The organism is Fictibacillus sp. BK138 (assembly GCF_004216955.1).
In the GTDB taxonomy this organism is placed as follows: domain Bacteria; phylum Bacillota; class Bacilli; order Bacillales; family Fictibacillaceae; genus Fictibacillus.
Genome location: NZ_SGXL01000001.1, coordinates 179,354 through 192,633 on the forward strand (window position 1 = coordinate 179,354; position 13,280 = coordinate 192,633).

General features: G+C 43.0%; 9 protein-coding genes. 5 read left to right on the forward strand and 4 right to left on the reverse strand.

All coding sequences use genetic code 11. The features are described 5' to 3' along the window. Window positions 1-53: 53 nt before the first annotated feature. A complete protein-coding gene (locus EV282_RS00950; RefSeq protein ID WP_130292993.1) occupies window positions 54-2,117 on the reverse strand; it encodes a transglycosylase domain-containing protein in 2,064 nt (687 codons plus the stop codon). A gap of 354 nt (window positions 2,118-2,471) precedes the next feature. Between EV282_RS00950 and EV282_RS00955 the strand changes: the two genes are divergently transcribed. Both EV282_RS00955 and EV282_RS00960 read left to right on the forward strand, forming a co-directional pair. After that, on the forward strand, window positions 2,472-3,758 hold the full coding sequence (locus tag EV282_RS00955; RefSeq protein ID WP_130292995.1) for an amidohydrolase: 1,287 nt from the start codon (window positions 2,472-2,474) through the stop codon (window positions 3,756-3,758). Window positions 3,759-4,040: 282 nt separating this feature from the next. Further along, window positions 4,041-4,898 carry an alpha/beta fold hydrolase gene (locus tag EV282_RS00960; RefSeq protein WP_130292997.1) on the forward strand — a complete coding sequence of 286 codons (858 nt, stop codon included), beginning with the start codon at window positions 4,041-4,043 and terminating at the stop codon, window positions 4,896-4,898. Between the two features lie 56 nt (window positions 4,899-4,954). Here the strand turns inward: EV282_RS00960 and EV282_RS00965 are convergent, their stop codons facing one another. Next, entirely contained in the window at window positions 4,955-6,385 is a 1,431-nt protein-coding gene (locus tag EV282_RS00965) for an alanine/glycine:cation symporter family protein (RefSeq protein ID WP_130292999.1), read from the reverse strand. Between the two features lie 989 nt (window positions 6,386-7,374). Here EV282_RS00965 and speE point away from each other — a divergent pair. Further along, window positions 7,375-8,202, forward strand: coding sequence for a polyamine aminopropyltransferase (gene speE / locus EV282_RS00970; protein WP_077360718.1), 828 nt, complete (start codon window positions 7,375-7,377; stop codon window positions 8,200-8,202). 60 nt (window positions 8,203-8,262) lie between these two features. Beyond that, window positions 8,263-9,135 carry an agmatinase gene (gene speB, locus EV282_RS00975; protein ID WP_130293001.1) on the forward strand — a complete coding sequence of 291 codons (873 nt, stop codon included), beginning with the start codon at window positions 8,263-8,265 and terminating at the stop codon, window positions 9,133-9,135. Between the two features lie 94 nt (window positions 9,136-9,229). Here the strand turns inward: speB and EV282_RS00980 are convergent, their stop codons facing one another. Further along, entirely contained in the window at window positions 9,230-9,886 is a 657-nt protein-coding gene (locus tag EV282_RS00980) for an AmiS/UreI family transporter (protein ID WP_130293003.1), read from the reverse strand. 236 nt (window positions 9,887-10,122) lie between these two features. Between EV282_RS00980 and EV282_RS00985 the strand changes: the two genes are divergently transcribed. Further along, on the forward strand, window positions 10,123-11,862 hold the full coding sequence (locus EV282_RS00985; RefSeq protein ID WP_165389311.1) for a PAS domain-containing sensor histidine kinase: 1,740 nt from the start codon (window positions 10,123-10,125) through the stop codon (window positions 11,860-11,862). Window positions 11,863-12,120: 258 nt separating this feature from the next. Here EV282_RS00985 and EV282_RS00990 read toward each other — a convergent pair whose 3' ends face one another. Next, window positions 12,121-13,140, reverse strand: coding sequence for an NADP-dependent oxidoreductase (locus EV282_RS00990; RefSeq protein WP_130293007.1), 1,020 nt, complete (start codon window positions 13,138-13,140; stop codon window positions 12,121-12,123). Window positions 13,141-13,280: the final 140 nt, after the last annotated feature.

Here is a 13,280-nt window from a genome sequence, read left to right on the forward strand (position 1 = left end):
ACTTGTGCAGCAAAAACCCTGTCAGCAAGCCTAGCTGACAGGGTTCCGATACCTTACCAAGAAAAAATCCGCTTGAAAAGGCCTTTTTTCTCTTCTTTTTTCTCCAGTTTTTCTTTTATTTCTTTAGAAACTCCGTGTTCATCACAAAACTCTACGGGTTCTGTTCCTTTTTCATAATAAGAGATGCGTGTGACCGGGCAGCTTTCTGTTGCGAGCTTTCCGTTTTGCGGGTTGATCGTTACCGCGGTTACTCCTTCTGGCTGCTCAAAGGACAAAATCTGTTTGTTTTTCAATGCGCCTTCCATAAAGTACGCCCAGATCCGCTTTGAATATCCGGTATCGTTCACATCATGCAGCTCTTCGTTATTATCGTATCCGACCCAAACCCCGGTTACGAGCTGTGGTGCATACCCGACCATCCAGCTGTCGTTTGGTGTGGAGCCAGACTTCCCAGCCATCGGCCGCGTCAGATAATGATTGATGCTTGATCCGGTTACACTCGTATAATCGTTCAGTTTTTCGTCAAATGTTCCTGCTAAAAGGTCTGTCATGACAAATGCCTTGTTTTCATCAATGACTTGTTCACTTTCATATTTATGCTGATAGAGCACTTCACCTTTGGAATCGGTGATTTTCGTTATAAAAACGGGATCCGTTTTCTTTCCGCCGTTTGCAAAAACTCCATAAGCATTCGTAAGTTCTAAAACACCGACTGCTTTTGAGCCGAGTGCCAGGGAAGGAATGCCTGCAAGCTCGCTCTTTATGCCGAATTTTTTCGCTGTTTTCACAAGTTTATCCGGTCCTAAATAAAGGTTTGTTTTTACCGCATAGATGTTATCAGATAGAGCGAGTGCTTGTGCCATCGTAATAAAATCGTTCGCGTAGCGGTTTTTAAAATTCTTAGGTTTGTAGTTCGTAACTCCATCAGCCATAGCAAACGTTGTTGGTTCAGACTTGATAGGAGTTGAGGCTGTATACCCGTGTTCCAGCGCTGTGTAATAAAGGAACGGTTTAAAGGTTGAGCCTGGTGCTCTTCTAGCCTGAAGGGCGCGGTTGAACGAACTTTTTTCAAAATCACGGCCGCCGACTAATGCTTTCACATCACCGCTGCGCGGATCCATGGCCACAAGGGCAGTCTGTATATGGCTGTTATCGATAATCCGGTTTTCAATCGTGTGCTCTGCGACCTCCTGCATGTGAGGATCGAGAGTTGTGTAGATGCGCAGTCCGCCGAACTGGATCGAATTTGTATTGATGTTGAGTTCCTTTTTAAGGGTACGCATAACAGCATCCTGAAAATAGGGAGCAACTGTTGCAACTTCTTCGTCTTCTTCCTGAACATAAGATAACTTTTCCGAAACGGCGTCCTTTATCTTTCCTTTTTTGATAGAACCGTCTTCGGCCATGCTTGTCAGGATGATCTCTTGTCTCTTTTTTGCGTTTTCCTCATGAAGAATAGGAGAATAATAGCTCGGGCCTTTCGGAATGCCTGCAAGCATGCTTGATTCAGCGAGCGTCAGATCTTCAGCGTTCTTTCCAAAATAATAACGGGAAGCGGACTGGATGCCATATGAGCCGTGTCCATAATAGATCGTGTTTAAATAACCTTCTAAAATCTCATCCTTTGAATAACTCATTTCAAGGCGAAGTGTATAAAAGGCTTCCTGGAATTTTCTGCGCCATGTTTTGTCATGCGTTAAAAAGAGGTTGCGGGCATATTGCTGGGTGATCGTGCTTGCTCCCTGTACTTTAGAGCCCGCTTTAATATCAGCTAGCAGAGCCCCGGCAATTCTCTTAAAATCAAAACCATTATGTTTATAGAAACTCTTGTCTTCAATAGAGATCGTTGCGTTTATAACATCTTTATCGATTTTTTTGAGAGGCAGCCAGTAGCGATTCTGTCCTCCGTTGTTGATTTCTCCCATCTTTGACCCATCGGCTGCATACATGATCGTCGTTTGCGGAACTAAAAGAGCAGGCGGACCCATGAGTTTTGCTAGCAGCAGAAGTCCGATAAATGACAGAACAAGACTTCCTGAGGCAATAAGTCCCCATTTTTTGATCCAGCGTATCTTTTGCTGCTTCGAAGCTTCTTTATAAATCTGCCAAAACTTCATAATCCGCCCTCCTTGAAATCCACTTTTTCTTATCTAGTATGGTAAAAAAAGACTTCTCTTAAACGTGGGTTCTTTTCTAGATAGCATCCTTTTGAAAAAAGTGATTGGAGTGGAAGGTGCGTGCCTACCACTTGAGAAGCTTCTCGCCAGGCATGCGACGAGGAAGCTCACATCGGTAGCATTTACTTGTAGACGCAGGAGCAAGAATACTTCCATGAAGTGGGACAGGTGAGACTCCTAACGGTGCAAAGTACCAGGAGGCTCACCGCCCGCCCCGTGGAAAGCGAGCATCCTGGAACGGAAATCAACTCCTCATAAATGCTATAATGGCAGAAGATGAAGGAGGTACGGAAAATGCTGATACAAAACATTCGTTATATGACGGTGGCTGAAGATGGCAAATGGACCGTTAATTCTGGTGATATCCTTATTAAAAACAACAAGATTGAGAATATAGGAAACTTTACATATGAAGAATCTATCGAAAAAATGGACGGAAAAGGCATGCTCGCCCTGCCGGGACTAGTAAATGGGCATCAGCATACGCCGATGTCATTGTTGCGCTGCTATAGTGATGATGTGCCACTTATGACATGGCTGAACGAAAAGATGCTGCCTCTTGAAATGAAGATGAACGACGAAGACCGATACTGGGGAGCTCTTTTATCCATGGCGGAGATGATCAAGAGCGGTACGACGGCATATGCTGACATGTATATCGGAATGGATCAAGTAGCTGAAGCGGCTGTGGAATCCGGGATCCGGGCAGTCATTGCACGCGGGCTTATCGCGATGGATGACAATTATGAAGGGCGATTACGGGAAGCAACTGACGTCGTTGACCGTTGGCACGGAAAAGGCAATGGCAGAGTGACAACGATGATCGCTCCGCATTCCCCGTATATGTGCCCGCCAGACTTTTTGAAAGCAGCAGCGGGTCTTTCTAAAGAGAAGGACGTGCCTCTCCATATTCATCTTGCAGAGACTAAAGATGAAGAGCGCATGATTTTAGAAAAATACAAAATGAGACCTGTTCAATATTTGCAGCAGGCAGGTGTTTTTGAACGGCCGGTTCTGCTTGCGCACGGTGTTCATTTTAATGATGATGACTATAAGATCCTGGAGTCTGTTCAAGGTGGAATCATTCATAATCCGGTCAGTAATGCGAAACTGGGGTGCGGCATAAGTGATGTTAAGAGACTGCTTGACTCTGGAATTAAGGTGGGCCTTGGAACAGATGGGCCGGCTAGCGCAAGTTCGCTTGACCTATTTTTTGAAATGAAAGCAGCGAGCTGGTTCCAAAAACTGAAATATGAGGATGCCGCCGTGTTAAGTGCACATGATGTTTTAACGATGGCGACACAAAACGGAGCAGACATTTTAGGGATAGGTGAGGAAACAGGATCATTATCGGTTGGGAAAAAAGGAGATTTGATCTTGATGGATATGAACAAACTGCATCTCACGCCTGGTCATGAAACGGCAAACCTCCTCGTGTATGCAGCGACTGGACAAGATGTTGATACGGTGATCATCGATGGAGAAATCGTGATGCGAGGCCGCGAGCTTAAAACGATAGACGAAGAAAAAGTGATGGCAAACGCGAAAGAACGGACGAAACAGCTGTTGGGACGGCTTTAGAAATATGGTTTTCCGAAAAAGGGACTCTTAATGAGCCCTTTTTTTTTCTAGGATTATTGTAGTGATTTCTAATAAATGGAATTTAAATTCGTGTAACCATGATAGAATGAACGTGTGCGTAATCTCATACGCAAAACATGAAAAGGAGGCCGACACGCCATGATTATCAAATGGATCAGACTTAGATAATTTAAAAGTGCAGGCCAAAAACTCCGTTGAGAGATTAGTGATCTGCGCTTTACAAAAAGCGATAAGAAAATAAAATCACGGAGGATAAAAATTATGAAACAGCAATTGGTACATGTAAATCAAGTGGAAATCTATACAGAAAGCTTCGGAAATCCAAAGGATCCCGCTGTATTATTAATAATGGGGGCGATGTCATCTCTTGATTGGTGGGATGAAGAGTTCTGTGAGCGTCTTGCTGAACAGGGCAGGTTCGTCATTCGGTATGATCATCGTGATTTAGGGGAATCAACCGTTTACCAGCCTGGTACATCCAATTATTCGATCACTGACTTGGCAGATGATGCTATTGGTGTTTTGGATGCTTATTCAATTGAAAAAGTTCATATCACTGGTATGTCTTTGGGAGGGATGATTGGGCAGATCATGGCTGTCAGACACCCGGATCGTGTGCTTAGCCTCTGCATCATTGCTTCTAGTGTTTTCGGTAAAGAACAGGCAAGTCTGCCACAGATGGATCAAAGTATATTAGATTACCATTCCAAAAGTGCTTCGATCGATTGGTCAGATCGGGAAGCTTCCATTGCTTACTTGGCAGAAGGATGGAATACACTTTCAGGTTCGAAACCTTTTGAAAAAGAAAGAATGTATCTGCTTGCCGAGAGAGAATATAGCCGTGCAAAACAGATTCAGAGCCGTTTTAATTATGTTTTGCTAGGCGGCGGTGAAGAATACTTGGATCGGATGACAGAACTACGAGTGCCAGTGACAATCATTCACGGTACAAATGATCCAGCCCTGCCTTTTGAACATGGTCTAGCTTTATCAAAAGCCATTTCCCATTCAGAATTAGTAAAGCTGGAAGGAACAGGGCATGAAATTCATAAAGAAGACTGGAAGACGATTATTGAGTCGATCGTAAAAGTCAGTTCAAGTGTTTCTCATTTTAATTGAAAAAGTGAAGCAGCCAAAACGGAAAGACCGTTCTGGCTGCTTTTTTCATACATACATTATGAAACTCGCTGTTCTTCTTTATCCGGTGCCTTTTCCCATGCTTCAAGTTCACCTAGTTCAGGGATGCTGTCTGCATAGAATACCGGGTCTTTTCCTCGTTTTCGCTGTTCGAGATAATGCCGCAATACTTTAAAGGCAAGTTTTCCTAACAGCGCAAGTGCGACAAGGTTGATCGTTGCCATGAATGCCATCGACAAGTCTGCAAGATCCCAAACGATCTGGAGGCTTGCTAACGCGCCGAACATGACCATACCAAGCACAGCAATACGATAGATGAAGATATTTGTCTTGCTCTTTTTAATAAATTCGATATTTGTTTCTCCATAATAGTAACTTCCGATAATGGAGCTGTAGGCAAATAGAAAGATCGAGATCGCAATAAAGATACCAGCCCAGCCCCCAACATGGGATTCAAGTGATGCTTGAAGCAGTTCGATCCCAGTAAGATCTGTTTTGCCATAAGCGTCTCCCATAAGGATGATGAAGCCAGTTGCACTACATACAAGCAACGTATCAACAAATACACCAAGTGTTTGAATTAATCCTTGTTTTGCCGGGTGGCTGACTACAGCTGTTGCCGCTGCGTTAGGTGCACTCCCCATTCCGGCTTCGTTAGAGAATAATCCGCGTTTTACACCATTCATGAGGGCAGCGCCGATTCCGCCGCCGACTGCTTGTTCTAGACCAAAAGCACTCTTGAATATTAATGCAAACACTGCAGGTACTTGCGTAATGTTCGTAGCCATTACATATAAACCTAAGATGATATAGAACCCTGCCATGATCGGTACGATAACTTCCGATACTTTAGCGATACGTTTAACTCCGCCAAAAATAACGAGTGCTGTAAGTCCGACTAAAGCTAGTCCAATAACAGTACGGTTTGTTCCAAATGCAGATTCAAACGCTAGAGAGATCGTATTAGATTGAACTGCGTTAAAGATTAATCCAAATGCCAATGCGATAAAGAAAGCAAAGATGATGCCAAGCCAGCGGGCGTTTAACGCTTTTTGCATGTAATAAGCAGGTCCGCCTCTAAAACCTTCATTATCCTTGATCTTGTAAACTTGTGCGAGCGTACTTTCAATAAAGCTTGTCGCTCCTCCAAAGAGAGCAACCACCCACATCCAAAAGATAGCTCCGGGACCACCGATCGCGATAGCGATTGCGACACCGGCTAAGTTACCTGTACCGATACGTGTAGCGGCTCCGATACAGAAGGACTGGAAAGAGGAAACTCCTTTTTTACCCTCTGTTGTAACCATCGCTTTGTCTGTGAGAATACGAAACATTTCCTTGATCATGCGAAGCTGAACGAATTTCGTTTTTACGGAGAAATAGACGCCAAGCCCAAGTAATCCTCCGATAATGACATACGTCCATAACAAGTTGTTCATAAAACCAATAAACTCATTAGCAATGTTCATAGAAATCCTCCCTGAAAAATTTTTAAATAATTCTCAAAAATCAGTTTAATACACGTTTCGACATTTTTCGATAATTTTTGACGTTTTTGTGAATGGTAATTTATACAAGTTAGTTAGTGAGCATGTCGGAAGCATTACTACAATAAGGAGAGGGCAGGGTTATAATCAGGGATCCTATATTCAAAAGATTTTTGTTTTTGGAATTTCAATTAACTTCGTTGAAAAGTTGATTGGAGAGGAAGGTGCGTGCCAACTACTTGAAATTACTTCTCGCAAGGCATGCGACGAGGAAGCTGGCTTCGACAGGATTTTCTTGTAGACGCAGGAGCACACCCACTCCTACCGAATATGACCCTTAAAGGCGCAAAGCGGCAAGGGGCTCACCGGTCGCCCCGCGGAAAGCGAGCAACTGGAGCGGAAATCAACCACTTTCAATAAAAAAACGCCCGTGCAAAATACACGGACGAATGGCGCCAGAAGGGACACACGAGCCGGAAAAGCGTGGCCGGATCTTCTAAACGAAAACCCGGGTGCCTTTACACGTGTGACAGAGGCCTATTTATTTTTAGACGTAAGGACAGTAACGATAAGCGAGCTAAAAGCGACCGCAAACATCAACGCCTCAAAGATCGTCAGAGGCATCACCCCCCTTAACTGTAAGCTGCAAATACAGCGAGATGTCCAGCTTCAGTTTAAAAAAAGGGAATGCGCCGGCCGTCTGTCCTTCTGAACGCTATCTTCATTATACCACTTAATGGCAGGCAAAAAGTCAGCCGAAAGAAACAGGGTGAATGTACTATTTTTAGTTGAAGCAGAATAGGGAATCATTGAGTGTGAGCGTGTTATTAAATGACTTCATTTCTCGGTGTTCATTTCTCTAAAAAAATGATTTGGAATCTTAGGTCCTGGAATGCTATAATCATTTTGTTTGTAAAAGAACGAAACAACGATGCCTGGCATTTCAAATATATATTAGGAGTGAGACCAACATGAGTATTTGGTTTACTGAAAAACAAACAGAAAACTTCGGAATTACGATGAAGATTAACAAAACATACGTATCTGAGCAAACAGAATTTCAAAAGCTTGATATGGTAGAAACAGAAGAATTCGGAAACATGCTGATCCTTGATGGCATGGTTATGACCACACAAAAAGACGAGTTCGTTTACCACGAGATGGTAGCGCACGTACCTCTTTTCACGCATCCAAACCCTAAACATGTTTTAGTAGTTGGCGGCGGAGACGGCGGAGTAATCCGTGAAGTTCTGAAGCACCCATCTGTTGAAAAAGCAGTGCTTGTTGAGATCGATGGAAAAGTAATCGAGTACTCTAAAAAGTACTTGCCTGAAATCGCTGGTGACTTAGAGAACCCGCGTGTTGAAGTAAAAGTGGACGACGGCTTCATGCACATCGCAACAAGCGAAAACGAGTATGACGTAATCATGGTCGACTCTACTGAGCCTGTTGGACCAGCTGCTAAGCTTTTTGAAAAAGGGTTCTATGAAGGAATCTCTAAAGCCCTTAAAGAAGACGGAATTTTCGTTGCGCAAACAGACAACCCTTGGTTCACACCTGAGTTGATCTCTCAAGTTTTCAGTGACGTTAGCGAGATCTTCCCGATCACTCGTCTTTACACAGCAAACATCCCGACTTACCCAAGCGGACTTTGGACGTTCACGATCGGTTCAAAGAAACACGATCCGTTGGAAGTACCAGCTGAGCGTTTCCACGATATTGAAACAAAATATTGGACACCACAGCTTCACACTGCTGCATTTGCATTGCCGAAGTTCGTAAGTGACCTATTGAAATAAAAATTGAGGGGAGCTTGGTTGCGAGCTCCCCGTATTTTACATAAAAGGAGTGTAAAACCTATGCGTTTTGATGAAGCTTATTCTGGAAATGTGTTTATTTTAAGCAAACCTGATTATAAAACAGCAGATGCTGTACTTTACGGGATGCCGATGGATTGGACGGTTTCGTTCCGCCCAGGCAGCCGTTTTGGTCCTGCTAGAATCCGAGAGGCTTCACTTGGGCTGGAAGAGTACAGCCCATACATGGACAGGCATCTTGAAGAAGTGAACTATTTTGATGCAGGAGATATTCCGTTGCCGTTCGGAAATCCTCAGCGTTCACTCGACATGATTGAAGAGTATGTTTCTACACTTTTGGCTGACAACAAGTTCCCGCTTGGTATGGGTGGGGAACACCTTGTAACATGGCCAGTATTTAAAGCATTAAAGCAAAAATATGATGACTATGTCGTAATCCATATCGATGCACATGCTGACCTTCGCGAGCAGTATGAAGGGGAAGTGCTATCTCACTCAACTCCGATCCGCAAAGTGTGCGATCTTATCGGAGCAGAAAACGTGTATTCTTTCGGAATCCGTTCAGGCATGCGCGAAGAGTTCGAATTCGCTAAAACAAGCGGCATGCATATGTACAAGTTCGATGTAGCCGAGCCTTTAAAAGAAGTACTTCCGACATTAAAAGGACGCAACGTTTATGTGACAATCGATATCGATGTGCTTGACCCTTCTGCAGCACCTGGAACAGGAACGGCAGAAGCAGGCGGAATCACGTCTAAAGAACTTCTTGAAGCGATTCAGTTGATCGCAAAAGCAGACATCAACATCATTGGAGCTGATTTAGTAGAAGTAGCGCCAATCTACGATCCGTCAGAACAAACACCGATCGCAGCAAGCAAATTCCTTCGTGAAATCCTGCTTGGCTGGGTGAAATAATAATCTTTTTAAAGAGAAAAAAGGATGCAACTCCATTTTGAGGGCTGCATCCTTTTGTTTTGATGAAATAGGTACAGTCTCCAAACAAAAAAGGCTATCCCATATAAAACGGGATAGCCTTCAACTCTATTATTGTACTACTTCCTGAAGCTGTCTGCTTTCTGCCTCTAAAGAAAACTATAGCTTCCACTGAAAAATATAAAAATGATGCTAAGCAAACGTAGATCCACATTTGCTGAAGCTTTGCGATCTGCCACATATCCAGCAGCATGAATAGCGCTGGAAGTGTCAATGTTACCCAAGACTGAACAAAAGCGACTCTTCCGATGTAAGCTTCATATGGTTTTTTTAGGGCAGATGATAAATAGAACAAGAACCATAAAAAAGCCCACATCACCCAAATAAGTGCATTAAGCACATCGTTTTCCTGAATGTAAAAAACAACTGCATATACGAGCGCCATCATCGCAACCCATAGAGAGTACCAGCCAAGGCCGCTCCAATCGTAGCCTTTCAAGATCGTTGCACCTAAATAAAGATAAGTGAAGCCAAATAAAAAGACAGCTCCATTGTTAAACATCGACCAGTTCGATTGGTCAGATGTGATGATTAGATAGATCGGTGTAATGACCTGCAAGAGTCCAACTAATATATTAAAAAACGCTACACTTTTTTCTTCAGCTTTACCGAGCAGCATTAAACTGTTCAAAAACAATGCTGCACCAGAAAATAATAATCCGATAGCACCCATAAAATTCCCTCATTACTTTTTAAATTTAATTAAGCAAAAAAGAGGTCTGACCTCCTACATTCCATAAATATATAGAAAGAATAAAAGTAAATCAATGGGAACTTAAAGAAATATAAGTGTTTTGAATGACTTTTCTTATGAAAATATCGGAAATTGTCGAAATTTGTTATACATTTTAGTCTTTTTTGCTATAGTTAAATTAAGATAAATGACGGCGAAAAGGAGGGATGATCGGAATGGAAGCGATTACAAGAGATATGAAATATGTACAGGATTTTATAGACCAGCTGTCTGAAGCAGTTGTGCTTGTTGCACCTAGCATGAATATTGCTGCAGTGAATCAGCATTTTTTAGAACTGACTGAAGACGCAGCTTTTTTAAAAGGGAAGTCTATTGATGAAATCATCTTACGTCATAAAGATGGAGAAGATGGAACCCTCTTAACGGCAAAAGGTTTTATAAGTGTGAAGATCAGTGAAGGATTGCTGCCTGTTAAGGGAGACTTCTACCGGTATTTTATATTGAAAGAGCAGCCTGCGATCGTTCACTCCTGCCAAGAGCCTTTATTAAAAACATTGATGAACATCGTTCCGGATTTTATCGGGATAAAAGATGGAAACGGACGCTTCTTGTTTGCAAACGAATTTGTTGGCAAGCTTTTCGAACTGCCCGGATTTGATTTTACAGGGAAAACAGATGCAGATCTTGCAGAGATCAAGCCTTTCTTCCGAGATGTTTTTCAATATTGCATTGAAACAGATGAACAAGTCTGGCAGGCGAAGGAAATTGTCCGCTGTGAAGAATTTGTGCCAGCAAGAGACGGAAGCACGCGCTTTTTTGATGTTTATAAAATTCCCGTGTTCAATCCGGATGGCTCGCGAAAAAACCTGCTCGTTTTTGGCAGGGAAGTAACGGAAAAGATTGAATCCCGTGTATTGCTTGAAGAGAGTGAAGCGAGATACAGACTGCTCGCTGAAAACGCGATGGATATGATTACTACCCATACGATGGACGGCACATATACGTATGTTTCTCCTGCTTGTGAGACGCTTCTTGGAAGAAAGGCTGAAGAGCTGATTGGGAAAACTGGCTATTGGATTCTACATCCCGATGATGAAGATGCGGCTCGGAATAGCCATGAACAATTGATGGAAGGTCCATGCACGGCTACGGTTCAATTCAGACTGCAGCATAAGGAAGGACATTTCGTCTGGCTCGAGACCTCTTGTAAAAGCATTGCGGATAATACGGGAAAAGTGGTAGAGATCATTGGGGTTACCCGTGATATCTCGGAACGTAAAAAGTCTGAAGAAATGCTCCGTCAATCCGATAAACTCTCGATCGTCGGCCAGCTTGCTGCATCAGTAGCACACGAGATCAGAAATCCTCTAACTTCTTTAAAAGGGTTCATTCAGCTTTTTCAGGAGTCCGAACAGCTCGATGCTGCGAACTATTACAGCATCATGCACAAAGAACTGAACCGCATCGATCAGATCATGGGGCAGTTGTTATTACTGGCAAAACCTCAAGCGAAGTCTTACAAAAAAACATCGCTTCGGGAGCTCGTTGAGTTTGTAGAAACATTGCTTCAGCCAGAGGCCCTTGTTCAAAATGTTGAGATTCAAAGTGATTTATGCGAAAAATTACCGCTGATTACCGCAGAGGAAAATGAACTGAAGCAAGTATTGATCAATGTGGTGAAAAATGCAATGGACTCGATGGATAAGGGTGGACTCATCTCTATTGAAGGAAAAATGATAGATGATCGCATCCATTTGACCATAAAAGATCAAGGGTGCGGAATACCGGCAGACCGGCTAGCAAGACTCGGAGAACCTTTTTACACAACTAAAGAAAAAGGAACCGGCCTAGGCTTGATGGTAAGTTCAAAAATTATGAAAGAGCATAAAGGCGAGCTTAAGTTTCATAGTGAAGAAGGTAAAGGAACGACGGTAAGTATGATATTGCCTGTTTAAATAAGGGTTAAGGTGGACTGCACTTTTTGGAGTGTGGTCTTTTTTAGTTGCGGCGGTACGGGTGGCGAAAAATGTCGACGAGTGTCGACTTGTGGATAAACCTCAAAAACTTTTGGATTGAGGTACGTTTATTGTGGATTGAGAGCCGGAATTTTTGGATTCACACTCCAAACTTTTGGATTCACTGCCTGCGGCCATATAAAAAAGGCTATTTCAACCTTCTTTCAGGTTGAAAACAGCCCTCATCATAACGATCACTTATAGATTTTCTGGCTCAGCTACTTTTACAAGCTGTTTTCCTGTGTTTTCGCCAGAAAACAGTCCTAAAAAGGCATCTATTGTGTTCTCGAAGCCTTCAACAATGTTCTCACTGTATGAAAGTTTGCCTTCTTTTAACCATTTAGCGAGCTGAACGGCACCTTCTTCAAAATGAGCGGCATAATCGCTCACGATGAATCCTTTCATTAGCGCGCTGTTGATCAGAAGCTGACTTTGGATGCGTGGGCCTACGTCCATTTTTTCTAGATTATAAAGAGCGATCTGTCCGCAGATGGCGATGCGCGCACCTTTATTGATCTGACGAAGAACATGATCAGAGATCTCGCCACCAACGTTGTCAAAATACACATCCACACCATCAGGACATGCGGTCTTCAGCGCTTTATAAACATCATCTGTTTTATAGTTGATCGCCTCATCGAAGCCGAGCTCCTCTTTTAAATAGCTAACTTTCTCTTCAGAACCAGCGATTCCAACAACTCGCGCACCTTTGATTTTAGCGATCTGTCCGACGATTGTTCCGACTGCTCCAGCTGCACCGCTGACAACAACCGTTTCACCTTCTTGCGGATTGCCGATATCAAGGAGACCGAAGTATGCGGTTAGGCCGGTCATGCCCAGTACACCGAGATTGGCGGTAAGCGGGGCAATAGAAGGATCGAGCTTTCTTACTGAAGCGTCACTTACAGCGTTGTATTTTTGCCAGCCGAGGTTGCCGATCACAAAATCGCCTTCAGCCAGCTCACCTGAACGGGATTGAATCACCTGGCCAACAACACCGCCTGAGATGACTTCGTTTAATTCAAAAGGAGGCACATACGATTTTGTATCGTTCATGCGTCCTCTCATATATGGATCTACAGAAAGATAGATTGTTTTCACTAATACTTGATCATTTTCAAGTTCTGGAATTGCTGTTTCTTCAAAGCGGAAGTCACTTTTTTCCGGAGTTCCCTTTGGACGGTTCACTAGTAAAATTCTTTCGTTTTTCATCTTCATCCTCCTTCAAATCTAAATTCTACTTCTCGTTGTCATCATACCTGCAAATAATTCTCATGCCAAAACAAACGCTCAATTTTATTTTTTAGGGATAAATTTACCTAAAAAATGAAATGATTTTCTTAAAGTACACCCATAAG

Coding starts and splice junctions, on each gene's coding strand:
- EV282_RS00950 (WP_130292993.1), bottom strand. CDS start 2,117: ATGAAGTTTTGGCAGATTTATAAAGAAGCTTCGAAGCAGCAAAAGATA.
- EV282_RS00955 (WP_130292995.1), top strand. CDS start 2,472: ATGCTGATACAAAACATTCGTTATATGACGGTGGCTGAAGATGGCAAA.
- EV282_RS00960 (WP_130292997.1), top strand. CDS start 4,041: ATGAAACAGCAATTGGTACATGTAAATCAAGTGGAAATCTATACAGAA.
- EV282_RS00965 (WP_130292999.1), bottom strand. CDS start 6,385: ATGAACATTGCTAATGAGTTTATTGGTTTTATGAACAACTTGTTATGG.
- speE (WP_077360718.1), top strand. CDS start 7,375: ATGAGTATTTGGTTTACTGAAAAACAAACAGAAAACTTCGGAATTACG.
- speB (WP_130293001.1), top strand. CDS start 8,263: ATGCGTTTTGATGAAGCTTATTCTGGAAATGTGTTTATTTTAAGCAAA.
- EV282_RS00980 (WP_130293003.1), bottom strand. CDS start 9,886: ATGGGTGCTATCGGATTATTATTTTCTGGTGCAGCATTGTTTTTGAAC.
- EV282_RS00985 (WP_165389311.1), top strand. CDS start 10,123: ATGGAAGCGATTACAAGAGATATGAAATATGTACAGGATTTTATAGAC.
- EV282_RS00990 (WP_130293007.1), bottom strand. CDS start 13,140: ATGAAGATGAAAAACGAAAGAATTTTACTAGTGAACCGTCCAAAGGGA.